This window comes from Micromonospora sp. R311 (assembly GCF_056780015.1).
Genome location: NZ_JBSWCE010000003.1, coordinates 140,661 through 161,249, shown reverse-complemented (window position 1 = coordinate 161,249; position 20,589 = coordinate 140,661). Strand labels below are relative to the sequence as shown.

At 74.8% G+C, this 20,589-nt stretch carries 18 protein-coding genes; 8 read left to right on the top strand and 10 right to left on the bottom strand.

Annotation, left to right across the window (positions count from 1 at the left end):
• Window positions 1–57: 57 nt before the first annotated feature.
• The 4 genes from AC1WTP_RS03565 to AC1WTP_RS03550 all read right to left on the bottom strand — a co-directional run bounded on the left by AC1WTP_RS03565 (window position 58) and on the right by AC1WTP_RS03550 (window position 5,070).
• Window positions 58–1,530 (bottom strand): dihydrolipoamide acetyltransferase family protein, encoded by a 1,473-nt coding sequence (locus AC1WTP_RS03565; protein ID WP_481647890.1) that lies wholly within the window; start codon window positions 1,528–1,530, stop codon window positions 58–60.
• A 5-nt stretch (window positions 1,531–1,535) separates the two neighbouring features.
• A complete protein-coding gene (locus AC1WTP_RS03560; RefSeq protein WP_481647794.1) occupies window positions 1,536–2,525 on the bottom strand; it encodes an alpha-ketoacid dehydrogenase subunit beta in 990 nt (329 codons plus the stop codon).
• Window positions 2,525–3,709 carry a pyruvate dehydrogenase (acetyl-transferring) E1 component subunit alpha gene (gene pdhA, locus AC1WTP_RS03555; protein ID WP_481647793.1) on the bottom strand — a complete coding sequence of 395 codons (1,185 nt, stop codon included), beginning with the start codon at window positions 3,707–3,709 and terminating at the stop codon, window positions 2,525–2,527. Before pdhA ends, AC1WTP_RS03560 begins: the two co-directional genes overlap by 1 nt.
• A 647-nt stretch (window positions 3,710–4,356) precedes the next feature.
• A complete protein-coding gene (locus tag AC1WTP_RS03550) occupies window positions 4,357–5,070 on the bottom strand; it encodes a hypothetical protein (protein WP_481647792.1) in 714 nt (237 codons plus the stop codon).
• Between the two features lie 24 nt (window positions 5,071–5,094).
• On the opposite strand from AC1WTP_RS03550, the gene AC1WTP_RS03545 reads away from it, so the two are divergent.
• Complete coding sequence (locus AC1WTP_RS03545; RefSeq protein ID WP_481647791.1) at window positions 5,095–5,715, top strand: phosphoesterase PA-phosphatase; 621 nt, start codon at window positions 5,095–5,097, stop codon at window positions 5,713–5,715.
• 32 nt (window positions 5,716–5,747) lie between these two features.
• Here the strand turns inward: AC1WTP_RS03545 and AC1WTP_RS03540 are convergent, their stop codons facing one another.
• Window positions 5,748–6,431 (bottom strand): NUDIX hydrolase, encoded by a 684-nt coding sequence (locus AC1WTP_RS03540; RefSeq protein ID WP_481647790.1) that lies wholly within the window; start codon window positions 6,429–6,431, stop codon window positions 5,748–5,750.
• 75 nt (window positions 6,432–6,506) lie between these two features.
• On the opposite strand from AC1WTP_RS03540, the gene AC1WTP_RS03535 reads away from it, so the two are divergent.
• Both AC1WTP_RS03535 and AC1WTP_RS03530 read left to right on the top strand, forming a co-directional pair.
• Window positions 6,507–7,568 carry an SPFH domain-containing protein gene (locus tag AC1WTP_RS03535; RefSeq protein WP_481647789.1) on the top strand — a complete coding sequence of 354 codons (1,062 nt, stop codon included), beginning with the start codon at window positions 6,507–6,509 and terminating at the stop codon, window positions 7,566–7,568.
• Between the two features lie 82 nt (window positions 7,569–7,650).
• Complete coding sequence (locus AC1WTP_RS03530; protein WP_481647788.1) at window positions 7,651–8,586, top strand: NAD(+)/NADH kinase; 936 nt, start codon at window positions 7,651–7,653, stop codon at window positions 8,584–8,586.
• Between the two features lie 123 nt (window positions 8,587–8,709).
• Here AC1WTP_RS03530 and AC1WTP_RS03525 read toward each other — a convergent pair whose 3' ends face one another.
• The 3 genes from AC1WTP_RS03525 to AC1WTP_RS03515 are packed head-to-tail and all read right to left on the bottom strand — an operon-like array spanning window position 8,710 to window position 13,510.
• Window positions 8,710–9,936, bottom strand: a complete 1,227-nt coding sequence (locus tag AC1WTP_RS03525; RefSeq protein WP_481647787.1) for a hypothetical protein — start codon at window positions 9,934–9,936, stop codon at window positions 8,710–8,712.
• A 53-nt stretch (window positions 9,937–9,989) separates the two neighbouring features.
• Window positions 9,990–11,654, bottom strand: a complete 1,665-nt coding sequence (locus AC1WTP_RS03520) for a GTPase (protein WP_481647889.1) — start codon at window positions 11,652–11,654, stop codon at window positions 9,990–9,992.
• A gap of 17 nt (window positions 11,655–11,671) precedes the next feature.
• The gene (locus AC1WTP_RS03515) at window positions 11,672–13,510 is read right to left on the bottom strand and encodes an ABC transporter (RefSeq protein ID WP_481647786.1); all 1,839 of its coding nucleotides are present in this window, start codon (window positions 13,508–13,510) and stop codon (window positions 11,672–11,674) included.
• Between the two features lie 223 nt (window positions 13,511–13,733).
• Between AC1WTP_RS03515 and dnaK the strand changes: the two genes are divergently transcribed.
• The 5 genes from dnaK (at window position 13,734) to AC1WTP_RS03490 (ending at window position 18,472) form a co-directional block, all read left to right on the top strand.
• A complete protein-coding gene (gene dnaK, locus AC1WTP_RS03510; RefSeq protein ID WP_481647785.1) occupies window positions 13,734–15,602 on the top strand; it encodes a molecular chaperone DnaK in 1,869 nt (622 codons plus the stop codon).
• Window positions 15,603–15,650: 48 nt separating this feature from the next.
• Window positions 15,651–16,412 carry a nucleotide exchange factor GrpE gene (gene grpE, locus AC1WTP_RS03505; protein WP_481647784.1) on the top strand — a complete coding sequence of 254 codons (762 nt, stop codon included), beginning with the start codon at window positions 15,651–15,653 and terminating at the stop codon, window positions 16,410–16,412.
• A 90-nt stretch (window positions 16,413–16,502) separates the two neighbouring features.
• On the top strand, window positions 16,503–17,681 hold the full coding sequence (gene dnaJ / locus AC1WTP_RS03500) for a molecular chaperone DnaJ (RefSeq protein ID WP_481647783.1): 1,179 nt from the start codon (window positions 16,503–16,505) through the stop codon (window positions 17,679–17,681).
• A gap of 26 nt (window positions 17,682–17,707) precedes the next feature.
• Window positions 17,708–18,148, top strand: a complete 441-nt coding sequence (locus AC1WTP_RS03495; RefSeq protein WP_481647782.1) for a heat shock protein transcriptional repressor HspR — start codon at window positions 17,708–17,710, stop codon at window positions 18,146–18,148.
• A 141-nt stretch (window positions 18,149–18,289) separates the two neighbouring features.
• A complete protein-coding gene (locus tag AC1WTP_RS03490; RefSeq protein ID WP_481647781.1) occupies window positions 18,290–18,472 on the top strand; it encodes a hypothetical protein in 183 nt (60 codons plus the stop codon).
• A 306-nt stretch (window positions 18,473–18,778) separates the two neighbouring features.
• Here the strand turns inward: AC1WTP_RS03490 and AC1WTP_RS03485 are convergent, their stop codons facing one another.
• Together AC1WTP_RS03485 and AC1WTP_RS03480 are read right to left on the bottom strand one after the other, a co-directional pair.
• Window positions 18,779–19,210, bottom strand: coding sequence for a hypothetical protein (locus tag AC1WTP_RS03485; RefSeq protein ID WP_481647780.1), 432 nt, complete (start codon window positions 19,208–19,210; stop codon window positions 18,779–18,781).
• Between the two features lie 168 nt (window positions 19,211–19,378).
• Window positions 19,379–20,584, bottom strand: a complete 1,206-nt coding sequence (locus tag AC1WTP_RS03480) for a cation:proton antiporter (RefSeq protein WP_481647888.1) — start codon at window positions 20,582–20,584, stop codon at window positions 19,379–19,381.
• Window positions 20,585–20,589: the final 5 nt, after the last annotated feature.

Here is a 20,589-nt window from a genome sequence, read left to right as displayed (position 1 = left end):
GCCGGTGTGCCGGGCGTCAACCCCGGGCACACCGGCCGTGGCCTGGTGTCGGAACGGTCAGGTCCAGGCGAGCAGCGCCGCCTCCGGGTCGGCCAGGAAGTCCCCGACGTCGCGCAGGAACTTCGAGCCGAGCTCGCCGTCGATGATCCGGTGGTCGAACGACAGGCCCAGCGTGGTGACCTGGCGCGGGCGGACCTTGCCCTTGTGCACCCAGGGCATCTCGCGGACCGCGCCGAAGGCCAGGATCGCCGACTCGCCCGGCGGCAGGATCGGCGTGCCGGTGTCCACCCCGAACACCCCGACGTTGGTGATCGTCAGGGTGCCGCCGGACATGTCGGCCGGCGAGGTACGGCCCGCCTGCGCCGTCTGCACCAGGTCGGTCATCGCGTCCGCCAGCTCGCGCAGCGAGAGCCGGCCGGCGTCCTTGATGTTCGGCACGATCAGCCCCCGCTCGGTGGCCGCCGCGATGCCCAGGTTGACGTACTCCTTGACCACGATCTCGTCGCCGGCCCAGGTGGAGTTCACCATCGGGTGCCGCTCGACCGCCAGCAGCACCGCCTTGGCCACCAGCAGCAGCGGCGAGACGCGCACGTCCCGCCACTCCCGCCGGTTGCGCAGCCGGTCCAGGGCCTTCATCGACCGGGTCATGTCGACGGTCAGGAACTCCGTCACGTGCGGCGCGGTGAACGCCGACCGGACCATGTTCTCGGCGGTGAGCTTGCGTACCCCCTTGACCGGGATGCGCTGCTCGCGGTCCGCGCCGAAGCTCGCGGCCGCGGTGGCCGGCCGCGTCGCCGCGACCGGCTCGGCCGCCGCCGTGGCGCCGGCCGCCGCCCGCTGCACGTCCTCCCGGGTGATCGAGCCCAGCGGGCCCGACCCGGTCAGCGTGGCGAGGTCGACGCCCAGGTCCTTGGCGAGCTTGCGCACCGGCGGCTTGGCCAGCACCAGGCCGCCGCCGGAGGCGGCGGGGTGGCCGTTGCGGCCGGCGGGCGGGGTGGCCTCGACCGGCGCGGGCGGCGCCGGCTGCACCGGTGCCGCGGCGGCCGTGGCCGGCTGGGCCTGCGCCGGGACGTCACCCTTGCGCGGGCGGCGCTTCGCGGCGGTGGTACGCGGGCCGTAGCCGACCAGCACGGCGGTCCGGCCGCCCGGGGCGGGGCCGCCGATCAGGCCCGGCTCGACCATGCCCTCGGCGGGCGCCACCTCGACCGCGGCCAGCGAGGCCGCCGACGGGGTGGGCAGCTCGCCGCCCGACGGCGCCTCCGGCGTCTCCACCGGCCCGGCGCCCGGGTCGGTGTCGATCGCGATGATCGGGGTGCCGACCTCCACCGTGGTGCCCTCCGGGTGGAAGATCGCCTGCACCCGGCCGGCCCACTTCGCCGGGATCTCCACGGCCGCCTTGGCCGTCTCCACCTCGACGATCGGCTGGTTCAGCTCGATGGTGTCGCCCACCTTGACCAGCCAGCTGAGGATCTCGCCCTCGGTGAGACCCTCGCCCAGGTCGGGCAGGTTGAACTCCTTGATCCGGGACATGCCGATCACCAGCCGAAGGTGCGGTCGACGGCGTCGAGCACCCGGTCGAGGTCGGGCAGGTACTCCTCCTCCACCCGGGCGGCCGGGTAGGGGGTGTCGAAGCCGGTCACCCGCAGCACCGGGGACTCCAGGGAGTAGAAGCACTCCTCGGTGATCCGGGCCGCCAGCTCGGCGCCGAGACCGACGTTGGACGGCGCCTCGTGCACCACCACGGCCCGGCCGGTGCGCTTCACCGACTCGTACACCACGCCGAGGTCGAGCGGGGAGAGCGTGCGCAGGTCGATGACCTCCAGTTCCCGGCCGTCCTCGGCGGCGGCGGTCGCCGCGTCCAGGCAGGTGCGCACCATCGGCCCGTACGCCAGCAGGGTGACGTCGGTGCCGGGCCGGACCACCCGGGAGGCGTGCAGCGGGTACGCGTCGGCCAGCGGCGCGTCCAGCTCCACCGGACCCTTCTCCCAGTAGCGCCGCTTCGGCTCGAGGAAGACGATCGGGTCGTCCGAGGTGATGGCCTGCTGGATCATCACGTAGGCGTCCTGCGGGTTGGCGCAGGAGACGACCTTCAGGCCGGCGGTGTGCGCGAAGTACGCCTCGGGCGACTCCGAGTGGTGCTCCACCGCGCCGATGCCGCCGCCGAACGGGATCCGGATCACCATCGGGATCCGCAGCTTGCCGCGCGAGCGGTAGTGCATCTTCGCCACCTGCGACACGATCTGGTCGTACGCCGGGTAGACGAAGCCGTCGAACTGGATCTCGCAGACCGGGCGGTAGCCGCGGATGGCGAGGCCGATCGCGGTGCCGATGATGCCGGACTCGGCGAGCGGGGTGTCGATCACCCGCTGGTCGCCGAAGTCCTTCTGCAGCCCGTCGGTGATCCGGAAGACGCCGCCGAGCTTGCCGACGTCCTCGCCCATGATGACGACCTTCGGGTCGTTCTCCAGGGCCCTGCGCAGGCCGGTGTTGAGGGCCTTGCCGAGGGTGAGCGTCTCCGTGGCCATCAGTGCGCGCTCCCCTCGAACGACTCCAGGTACCTGCTGAACTGCTCCCGCTGCTGGTCGAGCAGGGGGGACCCGTTGGGGTAGACGTGGTCGAACAGGGTGCTCGGCTCCGGGTTCGGCATGGCCAGCACCCGCTCGCGCAGGTGCACCGACTCGCGGCGGGCCTGCTCGTCGACCTCGGCGAAGAAGTCCGCGTCGGCCAGCTGCTGCCTGGTCAGGAACGCCTTCATCCGGGCGATCGGGTCCTTGGCCTGCCAGGCCTCGACCTCGCTGGCGATCCGGTAACGGGTCGGGTCGTCGGAGGTGGTGTGGGCGCCCATCCGGTAGGTGTACGCCTCGATCAGGCTGGGGCCCTGCCCGTGCCGGGCGTTGTCCAGCGCGGTCCGGGTGACCGCGTACGTGGCCAGCACGTCGTTGCCGTCCACCCGGATGCCCGGGAAGCCGAAGCCGGCGGCCCGCTGGTAGAGCGGGATGCGGGTCTGCCGCTCCAGCGGCTCGGAGATGGCGTACTGGTTGTTCTGGCAGAAGAAGACCACCGGCGCGTTGAACACGCCGGCCCAGACGAACGCCTCGTTCACGTCGCCCTGGCTGGTGGCGCCGTCGCCGAAGTAGGCGATCACCGCCTCGCCGTCGTCGGTGCCGGTCTTGCCGTCCATGGCGATGCCCATGGCGTACCCGGTGGCGTGCAGGGTCTGCGCCCCGATCACGATCGTGTACATGTTGAACTTGAACTCGTTCGGGTCCCAGCCGCCCTGGTCGACGCCGCGGAACAGGCCGAGCGGCATGATCGGGTCGATGCCCCGGCAGTAGAGCACGCCGTGCTCGCGGTAGGTCGGGAAGGCCATGTCCTGCGTCCGCAGGGCCCGGCCGGAGCCGACCTGCGCCGCCTCCTGGCCCAGCAGGCTCGCCCAGATGCCCAGCTCACCCTGCCGCTGCAGGGCGGTGGCCTCGGCGTCCAGCTTCCGTACCAGCACCAGGTCGCGGTAGAGCCCGCGGTACTCCTCGTCGGTGAAGTCGACGCGGTACTCGGTGCCGTCCGGCCCGGTCACGCTCTCGATCCGCTCACCCTCCGGGGTGAGCAGCTGCACCAGTTCCGGGTCGCCGGCCGTGCCGGCCCCGGCCTTCTTCGACCGGGGTGCGGCCCGCCGGCCGCGGGTGGTGACCCCGGGGTCGCCCTTTGCCATCCGTCTCTCCCTGTCATGTCTGCGTCGGCACCGGGGGGTCACCCGGCCGCGCAACTCGTGCGCCTGTCCGGCTGGTGCCGGACGGGTTCCTGGCGGCCGCGCCTAGCCCCGGTGGGGGTTGCCGCGCGGCGTGAGCCGGATTCTTGGCCGAACCCGGTTCGGGAGCGCCGGCGTCGAGCCGCGCCTGCCGCGAGGGTGCGCGGAGGTCGCGGCTGCGTTGCCGTCGTGGTCCATATTCGCATCAAGGGTGAGCGGGCCCACAGTACGCCCGCCCCGCACCCGCGTGGCCGTCCACTTCGTTACACAGATCGCCCGGCGTCGCATCCATCGCCGCCCGACCGATCCGGCGATGGTTCGTCACCGTTCGGCCAGATACGCGTGGCGACACGCTGTAGCGGGTTGGCCGACGCACCGTCACTGCGCCACCCTGGTGTGGGCGGATCGCCACCGATCGAGTGGTTTGCCGCTTCCCGGGCGGGTCAACCCGTCCGGCCTCTCCGGTGGACCGACGACGACGAGGAGTGTGCGGTGTCCGAGCCAGCTGAGGGACCGGGTGCTCCGCTGCTCGGCCGGCACCGCTCGGCCGGCGGCTACCGCCGGGTGGTCGGCGCGCACCGCGCACCCGGCTCCGCCGCCCCGTCGCGGGGCTACCTGTTCACGGTGGCCCTGCTGGCCGGCACCGCGTCGATGCCGATCCTGGCCGCGATCAGCACCGGGTCGGCCACCGTCGGCAGCACCGCGCTGCCGGACACCAGCACCCCGTTCATCCCGACGCCGTCGGTCGGCCCGGTGGTGATCCCGTTGCCGGTGACCAGCCAGCCGGCGGTCACCCCGCCCGCCTCACCGGCCGTCGGCCCGGCGGCCACCACCCCGTGGCGGCCGGCCGCGCGCCGGCCGTCGGGGCCGGCCGGGTTCCCGGCCGATCCGGTCCCGACCCGGACTCCGGCGCCGGCCCGGCCCCGGCCGTCCGGCGGTACGACGGCCCCGCCGCCGCCCCGGCCGTCGCCGTCCAGCTCACCGAGCACCGGCCCTTCGCCCACGCCCTCGCCGTCGGCGTCGGTCAGCCCCAGCGCCATCCGGACGCCCACCCCGCCGGCGTCGCCGGACGACGCGACCTCGTCGCCCGACGATCCGACCGGCCCGACCCCCTCCCCGGTGGTCACCCCGACCGGCACGCCGACCTCGGCGAGCAGCCCCGCCCCGACGTCAACCGGGTCGCCCGTGCCCGGGCCGCGTCCGGCGGTCGACACGCCGGCCCCGGGCGCCCGCCCGGCGCGCACCCCGTCGCCGCGGACCGGCTCCCCGGTCGCCGAACCGGCCGGTCCGGTCCCCGCGCCGCGGACCTCGCCGGCCCCGGCCACGGGTGCGGTTCCGGTCCACGGCAGGTGAACCGGGAAGTCCCGCCGGCCGACGCCGCCCGGCCCGGTCCGGGGCTGCGGCTGGCCCGGATCGTCACGGAGGTGACCGCGCCCGCGGTGCTGGTCACCGGGCTGACCGTCGCCATCGGCTGGCACAGCAGCCGGGGCGCGGTGCACGGGCTGGCCTGGGGGCTGCTCGCCACGCTCTTCGTCAGCGGCATCCCGTTCGCGTACATCGTCGGCGGGGTGCGCCGGGGCCGGCTCACCGACCACCACGTGGGCGTCCGCGAGCAGCGGCGGGTCCCGCTGCTCTTCGGTCTCTCCTCGGTGGCCGCCGGGCTGGCCCTGCTCGCGGTGCTCGGCGCGCCCCGCCCGGTGCTGGCGCTGGCCGCCGCCGGGCTGCTCGGCCTGGTGGTCGCGGTGGCGGTGAGCCACTGGTGGAAGATGTCCATCCACGCCGCCGTGGCCGCCGGCGCGGTGGTCGTGCTGGTGCTGACGTTCGGCGCCCGGCTGCTGGTCACCGTGCCGCTGCTCGCCCTGGTCGGCTGGTCCCGGGTGCGGCTGCGCGACCACACGGTGGCCGAGGTGCTGGCCGGTGGCGGGCTCGGCGGGCTGATCGCGGGCGTCGTCTTCGCCGCCCTCCGCTGAGCGCCGGCCGAGCGGCCCACCCGACCGGGCGGTCAGGACGGGCGCAGCATCGGCGGGTGCAGCAGCGTGGCGGGTCCCCGCCGGAACAGCTGCGCCGGGCGACCCCGCTCCCCCTCGGTGGACCGGCCCACCGGCTCCACGAACCCCGGCGTGCCGGTCACCTTGCGGTGGAAGTTGCGCGGATCGAGGCGGGTGCCCCAGACGGTCTCGTAGACCGCCCGCAGCTGCGCCACGGTGAACTCGGGCGGGCAGAACGCGGCGGCCAGCGGGGTGTACTCCAGCTTCGCCCGGGCCCGCTCCACGCCGTCGGCGAGGATCCGGTCGTGGTCGAAGGCGAGCTGCCCGGGGGTGAGCCGGGCGACCGGCAGCCAGTCGGCCGAGGCGGCGTCGGTGCCGGCGACGGGGCTGCCGAGGTCGGGCAGGAGTGCCAGCCAGGCCACCGTGACCACCCGGCCGCGCGGGTCGCGGTCCGGCCGGCCGTACGTGCCGAGCTGCTCGAGGTGCCCGCCGGGCTCGGCGAGGCCGGTCTCCTCGGTCAGCTCGCGGACGGCGGCGTCCGGTAGGTCCTCGTCGATGTGGACGAAGCCGCCGGGCAGCGCCCACCGCCCCCGGTACGGCTCGACGCCGCGCCGGACCAGCAGCACGTTCAGCTCGTCGGACCGGACGGTGAGCACCACCAGGTCGACGGTCACCGCGAAGGGCGGGTACTCGGCCATCTTTATCACCACCTTGACGAGAATCTAGCAGAGGGTTTATCGTCGTAAGGACGAAAAAGAAGAGAGGTGGGGACGATGGCCGACGTGACGAGGCGGTTCTTCCTGCGCCACCTGCGCGGGACGCCGACCAGCTGGGCGCGGTTGCAGGTGGGCGGGCGGGTCCGCCGGGAGGGCACCGGGCTCTCCTTCTGGTACCGGCCGCTGCATGCGGTGCTCAGCGAGGTCCCGGTGGACGACCGGGAACTGCCGCTGCTCTTCCACGCCCGCACCGGCGACTTCGCCGACATCACCGTGCAGGCCACGGTGACCTACCGGGTGGCCGACCCGGCGCTCGCCGCCGCCCGGCTCGACTTCTCGGTCGACCCGCGTACCGGTCGGGCCCGGTCCCGCCCGCTCGACCAGGTGGCCACCCTCCTCGCCGAGCTGGCCCAGCAGCCCGCGCTCGACCTGCTCGCCCGGGTGCCGCTGGCCGAGGCGCTCACCACCATCGCGCCGGTCCGGGAGGCGGTGTCGGCGGCCCTGGCGGCCGAGGCCCGGCTCGCCGACGTCGGCGTGGCGGTGGTCAGTGCCCGGGTGGTCGCCATCCGGCCCGAGCCGGAGCTGGAGCGCGCGCTGCAGACGCCGACCCGGGAGGCGGTGCAGGTCGAGGCCGACCGGGCCACCTACGCCCGGCGCGCCCAGGCCGTCGAGCAGGAACGCTCGATCGCCGAGAACGAGTTGCAGAACAAGATCGAGCTGGCCCGGCGGGAGCAGCAGCTGGTCGAGCAGCACGGCGCGAACTCCCGGCGTCGGGTCGAGCTGGACGCCGCCGCCGAACTGGCCGCCGCGCAGGGCAAGGCCGAGCGGGAGAAGGTCGCCGACGCGGCGGCGGCCGAGCGGGCCCGGGTGCTGGCCGGCGCCGAGGCGGAGAAGGAGCGGGTCCTGGCCGCCGCTCGGGCCGACGGGGTGCGCGCGGTCGGGCTCGCCGAGGCCGAGGCGGAGGCGGCGAAGCTGGCCGCGTACGCCGAACTGCCGCCGGAGGTGCTGCGGGCGCTGACGGTCCGGGACCTGGCCGGGCAGCTGCCGCAGATCGGGCAGCTCACCGTCACCCCCGACCTGGTCGCCGACCTGCTGGCCCGGCTGGGCCCGGCCCGATGAGCGGCATCGGGAGGCGGGGGACGCCCGCGTCGATCGGACCGGGCCCGGCGTGCCGCCCGGCCCTCACCCGGCGGCCGGCCCGGTGAGCGGCCCGGCGGCCGCCGGCGGGGCCGGCACGCTCGCCCCCCGGGTGGTGGTGGTCAGCCGGCGCAGCGAGCTGGACGAGCTGCTGGCCCGGCACGGCACCCGGGCCGCGGCGGCCTGGTACCTGCGGGAACGCGGCCGGGACCTGGCCGAGGTGGTGGACCGGCACGAGGCCCTGCAGGCCGCGCTGACCGCCGTCGGCGCGGCCGTGCCGGCCGACTGGCGGCGCGGCGCGGTGGACCGCGACGACCTGCCGCGGTTCCTCTTCGGACCGGAGGACGTGGTGGTCGCGGTGGGGCCGGACGGCCTGGTGGCCAACGTCGCCAAGTACCTGGTTGGGCAGCCGGTGATCGGAGTGGACCCCGAACCGGGCCGCAACGCCGGGGTGCTGGTCCGGCACCGGGCCGGGTCGCTCGCCGGCCTGCTGCCGGCGGTCGTGGCCGGCGCGGCCCGCACCCGACCCCGGACCATGGTCCGGGCCACCCTCGACGACGGCCAGGAGCTGGTCGGCCTCAACGAGGTCTACGTCGGACACGCCTCCCACCAGTCCGCCCGCTACCTGCTCGCGGTGCGCGAGAGCGGGCGGACCCGGCGGGAGCGGCACTCCTCCTCCGGGTTGGTGGTCGGCAGCGGTACGGGGGCGACCGGCTGGTGCGCGTCCATCGCGCGCGACCGTCCGGGTGCGCCGCCGCTGCCCGCCCCGGAGGAGGCCGCGCTCTGCTGGTTCGTCCGGGAGGCGTGGCCGTCCCCGGTCACCGGGGTCGACCTCACCGCGGGCCGGCTGGCCGGGGCCGACCGGCTCGACCTGGTCGCCGAGTCGGACGGGCTGGTGGCCTTCGCCGACGGCCTGGAGGCCGACCGCCTCACCCTCGACTGGGCCCAGCGCCTCACCCTCTCGATCGCCCCCACCCACCTGACCCTGGTCGACCCCTGACCACCCCCGCGCCGGGCCGGGCCTTGTTGATCATGAGGTTGGCGGCGATGTCGATCTCCTCGAGTGCCGCCAACCTCATGATCAACGGGGTGACCGCGTCGGTGGGGAGAGGGGGGTTGGGGGTTAGGCGCCGTCGTCGGCCAGGCGGTGGCGGTTGGCCTCGATCCAGGCGTTCAGGGCGGCCGGGTCGTCCGGGTCGACGCCGTCGGCCATCAGCTGGGCGACCGCGGCGGTGGCCGGGCTGCGCCGCTCGCCGGTGGTGTAGAGCCGGGCGAACTCCGGCACCATCTCCTCGATCGCCGCGTCGGTCTGCGCCGCCGCCGGCTCGGGCAGCCCGCGCTGGCGGGCGGCGTACGCGGCCCAGCCGCGCAGCACCCGGGGCAGCATCGCGGCGTCGTCCATGTCCAGCACGGCCCGCCGGTGCACCCAGTCCAGCAGGAACAACCCGGCCACCGCCGGGCTCCAGCGCAGCGGGTCGGCGTCCGGGAAGCTCGCCGCGTGGTCCAGCAGCAGGCTCAGGCAGAAGTGCAGGGACGCCAGCTCCGGGCCGTCGATGGTGTCCAGGCCGAACCGGGCCGCCTCCGGCGAGGCGAGGAACCGCCGGACCAGCTCCGTACGCTCGGCGTTGGAGAGCGGCTCGACGGCGTCCGGCGCGGCGGGCGGGACGGCACCGTGCGGCAGCAACGCCAGCCGCGCGCCGACCAGCGCCCGGTCGGTGGCCAGCGAGCCCTCGCCCGGCAACTCGCCGAGGTCGTCGGTGACCGCCAGGTGCCGGCTCACCTCGCCGTGCATGCGGGCCGGATCCTCCTCGCGGAACCAGGTCAGCTCGTCGCCGGCGCACATCTGCCGGACCTGCTCGAGGATCCGCTCGGCGGGACCGCCGACGAAGACGTCCTTGGTGATCCCGATGTTGTGGTCGACCAGGGCCACCAGCGCGTGCTCCGGGCCGCCGGCCGCGTCGTCGTAGGCGAAGGTGGCGAGGTAGGAGGTCTGGTCGCCGTACACGTCGCCGTACGCCCAGCTGCCGGTGAGGTGCACCTTGCCGAGCTGGCCGGACCAGGCCGGCGCGGCGGCGCCGGGGCGGACCCGGGCAGCCCCCTCGGCGTCGGGCACCAGGGCGGCGAAGACCGATCGGATGGTGGTGGCGGCGGCCGTACGGCGGCGGGAGGTGGCGACCAGGAAGCCGGCGACGAAGTCCCGGACGGCGCGGCTGCGGTCGGTCTCGGCGACCGCGTAGACGCTGCCGAGCAGCGCCGCGCCGAGCATCTCGGCGTCGAGGGCGGTGTCCAGCCTGGTCACGTCGCGTGCGGCGTGGAGCACCGCGTCGTAGGGGGTCTGGGGCGTGGCCATGCATCGACCCTACGCCGCCGGGCCGCCCCGGTCAGCGGTAGCGAGCCGAGCCGTCATCCGCGCGCCGCGGCCCGCAGCGCCTCCCGCGCCTTGGCGTAGGAGCCGAGCACCACCCGTACCGGGGCGAGGACGTACGTCTCGCCGACCGTCGCCACCGCGGCGGTCAGCCGCTGCTCGGCCCGCCAGCGGGCGCGCCGGGCGGCCCACCGGACGACCGGCCGGGTCAGCGCCGCGAGCAGCAACCCGGCGAGCAGGCCACCGAGGAGCAGCAGGGTCGGCAGCGGCACCACACCGACCGTGGGATTGTCCAGCGGGGGCAGTCCGAGCGCGCGCAGCGCGTAGCCCAGCGCGAGCCAGCCCAGGCCGACCAGCGCGGCGAGGGTGAGCAGCCACTGCACGCCACCCACCAGCCGCCACCAGACCGGCCGCCGGTCCATGCCCAGGTCGGCGCCGGCCACCGCCCGGTCCAGCGCGTCCGGCAGGTCGCCGAGGCGGGATCGCGCGGCCGCGATCACCGCGGCCGGCCAGTCGGCCGGCAGGTCGCCCCCGGTCCGGTCGGCCACCGACCGGATGGCCAGCCCGAGCGCGGACCGCTGGGCGGCGGTCGGGTCGGGCACGGAGGTCGCGGCCACCAGGCTCTCCGCCGGGTCGTCGTCGCCGCCGGGGCCGGCGGCGAGGTGCAGCCGGCGCAGCGGGTCGGGGCGCAGCCGCCGCCAGCCCCGGACCACCGGCCAGCCGGTGGCCGCGCCGGCCCGGTGCCGGTACGCCAGCTCGACCGCCTCCGCCACCGCCGGCACCCCGGCCGCGCCGGCCAGCGCCCGGTTCAGCTCGCGGACCGCCCCGGCGTCCGGCCCGGCGGCCGGCTGCTCCGGGCCGACCAGCTCGGCCAGCCCGACGACCACGCCGTCCACGTCGCCGGAGAGCCGGCGCAGCGCGGCCTGCCGTTCGGCCACGGTGCGCTCCAGCGCCTCGCGCAGCCCGACCATGCCGGCCGGGTCGATCGCGGTGGTGGCCAGCAGCGGCACGCCGCCGAGCCCGTCGGCGTCGAGCAGCCGGCGCAGGTCAGCCAGCACCCGCGGCAGCTCGGCCGGGGGCAGCCGGTCGGCCTGGTTGAGCACGACCAGGGTGACGTCCTTGTGCCGGTGGAACTCGCGCAGGTAGCTGGTGTGGATCACCCGGTCGGCGTACTTCTGCGGGTCGACCACCCAGACCACCAGGTCGACCAGGCCGAGCAGCCGGTCGACCTCCAGCCGGTGGGACCGCTGCACGGAGTCGAAGTCGGGCAGGTCGAGCAGGATCAGCCCGCGCAGGGTGGACTCGTCCTCGCCGTCCAGCGCGCTCTCCCGGACGAACCGGTGCCGGGGCAGCACGCCGATCCAGTCGAGCAGCCGGCTGCCGCCGTCCAGCGGCCCCCACACGCAGGCGTGCGTCACCCCGGTGGTGGGGCGGCGCACGCCGACGGGCGACAGCTCCAGCCGGGCCAACGCGTTGAACAGGCTGGACTTGCCGCTGCCGGTGGCTCCGGCGAGGGCCACCACGGTGTGGTCGCGGGAGAGCGCCAGTCGGGTGCCGGCCCGCTCGACCAGGGTGTGCGCGGCGACGAGCCGGGCGTCCGGCAGGTGACCGTCGACGAGGCCGAGGAACCGGCGGACCGCCTCCAGACGGGCGATCAGGTCGTCGGCGTCCACCCGCTGGTCGCCGCGGAACGCCTCGCGCATCCGCCCCACGATGTTGTTCACGCCTGTTCCTTCTCGGCGGGCAGGGCAGGCCCGGTCGGCTCGGCGAACCCGCTGCGGTGCCGGGCGACCTCCACCCGACCGGCGGCCCGGCGCAGCTCCGCGGCGGTGTCGGCGGCGGGCCGGGCCTGCTCGGTGCGGGCCAGGTAGCGGGCCGCCTCGTCGTCCAGCAGCGCCCGCACCCGGTCCAGCAGGTCGGCCCGGGCCCGGTTGGCGAGCGTACGCACGGCCTGGTCGCCGAAGATCGCCTGGAGCACGGCCTGCGCGGCGACCGTGGTGCCGGCCCCGGTGGCGACCTCCAGCCCGGTCGGGATGAACGCGGTCGAGGCGAACACCGCGATCATCACGGCCAGCCCGGTGGCGTTCACCGCGTACGCGGCGGTGCGGGCCACGAACCGCTTGTCGCCGCCCTCCACCCGGACCAGCTCCAGCACCGCGCGCTGCCAGTCGCGGACCATCCGCTCGGCCCGCTCGGGCAGGTCGTCGGCGGGGTGGGCGAGCGCCGGTTCGAGCAGCGCCGCCCCGGCCGGGTGCGCCTTCCACCCGGTGTACGCGTGCTCGGCCGCCTCGGCGGCGACCCCGCGCAGCAGGGTGACCAGCTGGGACTCGATCGCGGTGCGCAGCTCGGCGGCCGGGGCGGGCCGGCCGGTCACCGCCGCCACCACGCGGTCGCGCAGCCGGCCGATCCGCGCCTCCAGCGTGCGGAAGAACTCGCCGGTGCCGACGAACTCCTGCCACCGGGCGAGCACCTCGCCGCGGAGCAGCCGACCGTCGCGCAGCCCCTGCTCGACGGTCCGGTGCGCGCCCCGGTACGCGGCCCGGACCCGCTCGTCGAGCGCGTCGGCGGCGGCCACCTGTTCCTCGGCGGCGTCGGCGAGCCCCTCGACGGTGGGGTGCAGCGAGGCGAGCGCCCCGTCCAGGGTCTGCCGGACCACGGCCGCGCGGGCGTCCGCGTCGGCGGCCAGCCGGGCGAACCAGTCGGCCAGCGGCGCGGTGACCCGGTCGGGCAGCAGCCCCTGGCCGTCGACCCAGGTCTCCGGCAGCACGAAGAGCGGCGCCGCGCCGAGATCCTGGGCGGCGAGCATCTCGGACAGGTGGGCGGCGATCTCGTCGGCGGCCTCCGGCGGCACCCGGTCGAGCACCATGGCGATCACCGCGCCCCGGGACCGGGCGCTGCGCAGCAGCTCCCACGGGACCGCGTCGGCGTAGCGGGCGGCGGTGGTGACGAAGAGCCAGAGGTCGGCGGCGGCCAGCAACTGGCCGGCCAGCGCCCGGTTGGCGTCGACCACCGAGTCGATGTCGGGCGCGTCCAGGAAGGCCAGCCCGGCCGGGAGCGCGGGGGCGGTGACCAGGTGCAGGGTGCCCGGATCCTCGCTGGGCTCGTTGGTGCGGGTGAGGCCGGGCAGCAGCTCACCCTGGCGGAACCAGGCGGCGTCGGCCGGGTTGCAGACCAGCACCGGCGAGCGGGTGGTCGGCCGGAGCACCCCGGCGGCGCTCACCCGGGCCTGTACCAGGCTGTTGACCAGGGTCGACTTGCCCGCGCCGGTGGACCCGCCGACCACCACGAGCAGCGGCGCGTCGAGCCGGGCGAGCCGGGGGATGAGGTAGTCGTCGAGCTGGTCGGTGAGGGCGGCGCCGGTGCGCCGGGCCGGCTCGGCCGAGGGCAGGGCGAGCGGGAACCGGGCCGTCCCGATCGCGGCCCGCAGGCCGGCGAGCGCAGCGGGCAGGCTGTCGTCCCCGGTGGTGGCGGGCGGGTCCTCCCCGGCGTCCGTGGGGCCGGTGCGGGCTGCGACGGCGGGCGCGCCGGACTGGGTGGCGGGATCGCCGTGCGTCGTCACCGCTAAAGCGTGCCCGACCGACGCAAGGGAAGACAACTGATGAGTAGCTGTGTCGGACTTGCGTCAGCTCGACTCAACCCCGACTTGACGATCGCCGCCCGCGTGGCACTATTGAGCCAAGTTCACTCAACTTGTGGTGGGGTCGCCAGCGGGCGGCGCCCGCCGGACAGTTCAGCGGGCGGTGCCCGTCACCTGCTCAACGTAACGAAGCGAGGAAGCGAAGATGGCACGTGCGGTCGGTATCGACCTCGGCACGACGAACTCCTGCGTCAGCGTCCTGGAGGGCGGTGAGCCCACCGTCATCGCCAACGCGGAGGGCTCGCGGACGACCCCGTCGATCGTCGCGTTCGCCCGCAACGGCGAGGTGCTCGTCGGTGAGGTCGCCAAGCGTCAGGCGGTGACCAACCCGGACCGGACGATCCGCTCGGTCAAGCGGGAGATCGGCACCAACTGGTCCGTCGACATCGACGGCAAGAAGTACACCCCGCAGGAGATCTCGGCCCGCACGCTGATGAAGCTCAAGCGGGACGCCGAGGCGTACCTGGGCGAGCAGATCACCGACGCGGTGATCACCGTCCCGGCCTACTTCAACGACGGCCAGCGCCAGGCCACCAAGGAGGCCGGTGAGATCGCCGGCTTCAACGTGCTGCGGATCGTCAACGAGCCGACCGCGGCCGCGCTGGCGTACGGGCTGGACAAGGGCTCCAAGGAGCAGACGGTCCTGGTCTTCGACCTCGGTGGCGGCACCTTCGACGTGTCGCTGCTGGAGCTGGCCGAGGGCGTCATCGAGGTCAAGTCGACCAGCGGTGACAACCACCTCGGTGGCGACGACTGGGACCAGCGGATCATCGACCACCTGGTGAAGACCTTCCGTGGCGAGCACGGCATCGACCTGGCCCAGGACAAGATGGCCCTCCAGCGGCTCCGCGAGGCCGCCGAGAAGGCCAAGATCGAGCTGTCCGCCGCCACCACCACCAACATCAACCTGCCGTACATCACCGCCGGCGCGGCCGGCCCGCTGCACCTGGACGTGACGCTCAGCCGGGCCGAGTTCCAGCGGATGACGCAGGACCTGCTGGACCGCTGCAAGGGCCCGTTCGAGCAGGCCGTGAAGGACGCCGGGATCAAGGTCTCCGACGTCGACCACGTCATCCTGGTCGGCGGCTCGACCCGGATGCCGGCCGTCACCGACCTGGTCAAGCAGCTCACCGGCAAGGAGCCCAACAAGGGCGTCAACCCGGACGAGGTCGTCGCCGTCGGCGCCGCCCTCCAGGCCGGTGTGCTCAAGGGTGAGGTGAAGGACGTCCTGCTGCTCGACGTGACCCCGCTGAGCCTGGGCATCGAGACCAAGGGCGGCATCTTCACCAAGCTGATCGAGCGCAACACCACCATCCCGACCAAGCGCTCCGAGGTCTTCACCACGGCGGACGACAACCAGCCGTCGGTGCTGATCCAGGTCTTCCAGGGCGAGCGCGAGATCGCGTCGTACAACAAGAAGCTCGGCACCTTCGAGCTGACCGGTCTGCCGCCGGCGCCGCGTGGCGTGCCGCAGATCGAGGTCACCTTCGACATCGACGCCAACGGCATCGTCAACGTGCACGCCAAGGACCTTGGCACCGGCAAGGAGCAGAAGATGACGATCACCGGCGGCTCCTCGCTGCCGAAGGACGACATCGAGCGGATGCGCCGGGACGCCGAGGAGCACGCGGAGGAGGACAAGCGCCGCCGCGAGGAGGCCGAGACCCGTAACGTGGCCGAGGCGCTCCAGTGGCAGACCGAGAAGTTCCTGGCGGAGAACGGCGACAAGCTCCCCGCCGAGAACAAGGACCAGCTCAACGAGGCCCTCGGCGAGCTGCGCGGCGCGCTCGGCGGCAGCGACATCGAGAAGATCAAGTCGGCGCACGAGCGGCTGGCCCAGGTCTCCCAGCAGGCCGGTTCGCTGCTCTACGCCCAGCAGGCCGAGCAGCCGGGTGCGGCCGGTGCCGGTGCCGCGGGCGCCGGAGCGACCGGTGGTGCTCAGACCGGTGGCGCTCAGACCGGTGGCGCCGACGACGTGGTCGACGCGGAGATCGTGGACGAGGACAAGAAGTGACCTCACGCCTCGTGACCCGAACTCCACGCACAGGGATGAGGTAGCCGTATGACGGAGAAGCCACGAGCCGCCGACCCGGGCGACACCGGGCCGGCGCCGGGTGGCTCCGCGCCCGCCGAGCAGGCCGCCGGCGACAAGCCGCGGGTCGTCATCCGCAACAACCGCAAGATCAGCGAGACGGTCGAGCCGGACGCGGCCGCCGCCGACGCCGGGACGGACGTCCCGGCCGAGGGGCTGGTCGAGGAGGCCGAGGTGGTCGTCGACGAGATCGAGGTCGAGGCCACCCCCGCCGAGGGCTCGGCGCCGGGCGGTCCGCCGGTGGTGGACGCGCCGGCCGAGCCGGTCGAGGGCGGTACGGGCACCGGCAGTCCGCTCGCCGCCGAGCTGGAGGCGCTGCGCGCCGAGCTCGACGAGCGGACCCGGGACCTGCAGCGGGTGTCGGCGGAGTACGCCAACTACCGCAAGCGGGTGGACCGCGACCGGGGCCTGGTCACCGAGCAGGCCACCGGGGCGGTGCTGGCCGCGCTGCTGCCGATCCTGGACGACCTGGACCGGGCCCGCGAGCACGGCGACCTGGTCGGGCCGTTCGGCTCGGTGGCCGAGCAGCTGACCACGGCGCTCGGCAAGTTCGGGCTGACCGCCTTCGGCGAGCAGGGCGACCCGTTCGACCCGACCCGGCACGAGGCGGTGGCGCACCAGACCTCGGCCGAGGTCACCGAGCCGACCTGCGTGCAGATCATGCGGCGCGGCTACCAGATCGGTGAGCGGCTGCTGCGGCCGGCACTGGTCGGGGTCGCCGACCCGGAATAGCTGAATGGCAGACAGTGACCGGACCACCCCGCCCGCCGGCGTACGGCGGGCGGGGCGTCCGGGCCGTGTGGGCCGGGAGGGGGTGGACCGGTGAGTTCCAAGGACTGGATCGAGAAGGACTACTACGCCGTACTGGGCGTGGCGAAGGCCGCCTCCGCAGACGCGATCAAGAAGGCCTACCGGAAGTTGGCCCGGGAGTCGCACCCGGACCACAACCCGGGTGACCCGAAGGCGGAGGAGCGGTTCAAGGCCGTCTCCGAGGCGTACGCGGTGCTGGGCGACGACGCCAAGCGCCGGGAGTACGACGAGATGCGCTCGCTGTTCGGCTCGGGCGCGTTCCGGCGCAGTGCCCGGGGCGCCGGCCAGCCGGGCGGGATGCCGTTCGACGTATCCGACCTGTTCGGCGGCGCGGCCGGCGGCGAGCGCCGGTTCGGCGGCGCCGGTTTCCAGGACCTGTTCAGTTCGATCTTCTCCGGCGGGGCCAGCGGCGGGGCGGCGCCCCGGGGCCCGGCCCGGGGCCGGGACGTCGAGGCCGAGGTGGCGCTCGACTTCGGCGATGCCGTACGCGGGGTGACGCTCCCGCTGACGCTGCGCGCGCCCGGGGTCTGCGACACCTGCCACGGCAGCGGGGCCAAGCCCGGCACCCAGCCGCGCACCTGCCCGGTGTGCCAGGGTGCCGGCGTGACCACCCGCAACCAGGGGTCGTTCAGCTTCTCCGAGCCGTGCCGCAACTGCCAGGGCGTGGGCACGGTGGTGGAGGAGAAGTGCCCGGAGTGCCAGGGAACCGGCGGGGTCACCAAGACCCGTACGCTCAACGTCCGTTTTCCGGCCGGGGTGGCCGACGGCCAGCGGATCCGGCTGGCCGGGCGGGGTGAGCCCGGCGAGCGTGGCGGTCCGGCGGGCGACCTGTTCGTCCACGTGAAGGTCCGGCCGGACGAGCTGTTCGGGCGCACCGGCGACGACCTCACGCTGACGGTGCCGATCACGTTCGCGGAGGCGGTGCTCGGCACCGATCTGCGGGTACCCACCCTCGACGGCGCGGTGACCCTGCGGGTGCCGCCGGGCACGCCGAGCGGCCGGATCCTGCGGGCGCGGGGCAAGGGGGTGGTACGCCGCGACGGGCAGGCCGGTGACCTGCTGGTGACGCTCGACGTGGTGGTGCCGGCCAAGGTGTCCGACGAGGCGCGCGCGGCGCTGGAGACATTCGCCGCGCAGACCCCGCCGGCCGCCCGGGAACATCTCGACGCGCGGGTGCGTCGGTTCAGTTAGCTGGAGTGCACGCGGAGGTGAGTGGGATGTCGGGCGATTTCGTCGGCTCGGACGACCCTGCCTACGAGGCGAAGGTGCTGATGATCTCGGTGGCCGCGCGGATGGCGGGGATGCACCCGCAGACGCTGCGCCAGTACGACCGGCTGGGCCTGGTGCAGGCCGGCCGGGCGGCGGGCGGCGGTCGCCGGTACAGCGTCCGGGACGTGGTGCTGTTGCGCGAGGTGCAGCGGCTCAGCCAGGACGACGGGATCAACCTGGCCGGGGTCAAGCGGATCATCGGCCTGGAGCGGCTGCTGGAGCAGGCGCAGCAGCGGGTTGCGCAGCTGGAGGCGGAGCTGGACGCCGCGTACCGCCGGATCGCCGAGCTGGAGTCGCTGGCCCGCTTCCCGGGCCGCGACCTCGTGCCCACCAACCGCACCTCCACCGCGCTGGTGGTCTGGCGGCCCCGGCGGGGCCCCGAACGCTGACCACCGCTGACCCGGAGACCGCTACGCCGGCCCGGTCCGCTCGCCGGAATCCCGGCGCGGACCGGGCCGTCTCGGTTATGGTGCCAATAGGTCCTATCCGCTTAATCCGGACCTAACCTACCTACCCGGCGGGGGGCGCAGGTGGCGGAACCAGCGAAGAAGGTGGCGGAGCAGGCGGAGCAGCGACTCGACAAGGTGGCCGAGGCGGTCCGGGAGAAGTTCGACCAGCTCGCCGACGGTCGGTTCGCCGACCAGGTCGACCACGGCGTCGACAAGGGGCGGTCCGACACCCGTCGCCGGGAGCAGGGCGGACCGGTTCCCTGACGACCGGTACGCCGACGTGCGGGCCGGGACCCACGGGGGGTCCCGGCCCGTTCGCCGTCCGGACGTGCGGGCCGGGACGCGGTGACGCCGGGGCGGGGTCCCGGCCCGTTCGCCGTCCGGACGTGCGGGCCGGGACGCGGTGACGCCGGGGCGGGGTCCCGGCCCGTTCGCCGTCCGGACGTGCGGGCCGGGACGCGGTGACGCCGGGGCGGGGTCCCGGCCCGTTCGCCGTCCGGACGTGCGGGCCGGGACGCGGTGACGCCGGGGCGGGGGTCTCGGCCCGTCGCCGTGCTCAAGGCAAAGGGCTCAGCCGATGCGGCGGTTCTCGCGGACCAGGCCGCCTTCGCACCAGTCCCGGTAGACGAAGAGTTCCGGTCGGGCCAGCAGCACCCGGCTGTTGTGCGCCCAGGTGCGCATCGGCTCGTCGCCGTCCCGCTCGGCCTGCTCGACCAGCTTGCGGAAGCGCCGCTTCGGGTGGGCGCGGAAGTTCGTCCGGATGCCGTCGGCGGCGTAGATGTAGAGGCAGTGCAGCGCGAACCGCCGTGCCGGGCAACTCGGGTCCATCGCCAGGTCGAACAGCGTCATCACCAGCCGGTCACCGGAGACCAGCAGGTCCCAGTCCGGCGGCATGGAGGACAACGGGACGGAGTCCGGGTGGTAGGCCCACGCCCGCAACTCCGCCGGGGACGGGTCGACGGGGTTGGCGAACCCGTGGAACGTCGACTCCTGCACGCTCACCGGCCAACCTTCCGCTCTCGCCCGCGGGGAGCCCGCCCCCCGTGAACCCTGGCTGCTGGGGCGACACGGTAACGCGGTACCGGTGATCAGCGGTAGACCCTGGCGGCAGCAATTCGGCAACCGTTGGCTCGGCCGGGTCGGCCGTACGGCCGACCCGGCCGGCCGGGGTCAGTCCGGCACGGGCGCCGGCCGGGCCCGCTGCGCCGCGCCGCGCTGGCGCAACCAGCGCTTGAACCACGCGAAATCGGGCAGCCGGGCCAGCATCGGCCCGGTCACCACCGTGATCAGGACGTACGCCGTGGCGAGCGCCGCCAGCTTCGGCTCGACGCTGCCGGCGGCCACCGCGAGCCCCGCGATGACGATGGAGAACTCACCGCGCGGCACCAGCGCCAGGCCGGCCCGCCAGCGGCCGGGTTCGGCGATGCCGACCCGGCGCGCGGCCAGGTAGCCCGTGAGCGTCTTCGTCGCCATGGTGACGATGGCCAGCCCGAGCGCCGGCAGCAGCACCGGCGGGATGTCCCGCGGGTCGGTGACCAGCCCGAAGAAGACGAAGAACACGGCGGCGAAGAGGTCCCGTAGCGGGGTGAGCAGTTCGGTCGCGTGGTGCGCGACCGGCCCGGAGAGCGCGATGCCGACCAGGAACGCGCCGACCGCCGCCGAGACCTGGAGCTTGGCGGCCACGCCGGCCACCAGCAGCGTCATGCCGAGCACACCGAGCAGCAGCGCCTCCGGGTCCTTCGCCGACATGAAGGTGGAGATGGCGCCGCCGTAGCGGATGGCGAGCATCAGCACCAGCAGCACGGTGCCCACCGCGATGGCGAGCGCGATGCCGCCGCCCAGCAGGCCGGTGCCGGCCAGCACGGCGGTGACCAGCGGCAGGTAGAGCGCCATGGCCAGGTCTTCGATCACCAGGACCGAGAGGACCACCGGGGTCTCCCGGTTACCGAGCCGGCCCAGGTCGCCGAGAACCTTCGCGATCACGCCGGACGAGGAGACCCAGGTGATGCCGGCGAGCACCAGCGCGGCCACCCAGTCCCAGCCGAGCAGCAGCGCGAACGCCGCCCCGGGCAGCGCGTTGAGCAGCCCGTCGATCAGGCCGGCCGGGGCCGCGGAGCGCAGGTTGCCGACGAGTTCGCCGGCCGAGTACTCCAGGCCGAGCATCACCAACAGCAGGATCACGCCGATCTCGGCGCCGACGGCGAAGAACTCCTCGCTGGCGTTGAGCGGCAGCAGGCCGCCGTGCCCGAACGCGAGCCCGGCGAGCAGGTAGAGCGGGATGGGCGAGAGGCCGATCCGGCGGCTCAGCCGGCCGAGCAGGCCCAGCAGGAAGAGCAGCGCGCCGACCTCGACGAGCAGTGTGGTGGTCTCGTGCATCCGCG

Coding starts and splice junctions, on each gene's coding strand:
- AC1WTP_RS03565 (WP_481647890.1), bottom strand. CDS start 1,530: ATGTCCCGGATCAAGGAGTTCAACCTGCCCGACCTGGGCGAGGGTCTC.
- AC1WTP_RS03560 (WP_481647794.1), bottom strand. CDS start 2,525: ATGGCCACGGAGACGCTCACCCTCGGCAAGGCCCTCAACACCGGCCTG.
- pdhA (WP_481647793.1), bottom strand. CDS start 3,709: ATGGCAAAGGGCGACCCCGGGGTCACCACCCGCGGCCGGCGGGCCGCA.
- AC1WTP_RS03540 (WP_481647790.1), bottom strand. CDS start 6,431: ATGGCCGAGTACCCGCCCTTCGCGGTGACCGTCGACCTGGTGGTGCTC.
- AC1WTP_RS03535 (WP_481647789.1), top strand. CDS start 6,507: ATGGCCGACGTGACGAGGCGGTTCTTCCTGCGCCACCTGCGCGGGACG.
- AC1WTP_RS03525 (WP_481647787.1), bottom strand. CDS start 9,936: ATGGCCACGCCCCAGACCCCCTACGACGCGGTGCTCCACGCCGCACGC.
- AC1WTP_RS03520 (WP_481647889.1), bottom strand. CDS start 11,654: ATGCGCGAGGCGTTCCGCGGCGACCAGCGGGTGGACGCCGACGACCTG.
- dnaK (WP_481647785.1), top strand. CDS start 13,734: ATGGCACGTGCGGTCGGTATCGACCTCGGCACGACGAACTCCTGCGTC.
- grpE (WP_481647784.1), top strand. CDS start 15,651: ATGACGGAGAAGCCACGAGCCGCCGACCCGGGCGACACCGGGCCGGCG.
- AC1WTP_RS03495 (WP_481647782.1), top strand. CDS start 17,708: ATGTCGGGCGATTTCGTCGGCTCGGACGACCCTGCCTACGAGGCGAAG.
- AC1WTP_RS03480 (WP_481647888.1), bottom strand. CDS start 20,584: ATGCACGAGACCACCACACTGCTCGTCGAGGTCGGCGCGCTGCTCTTC.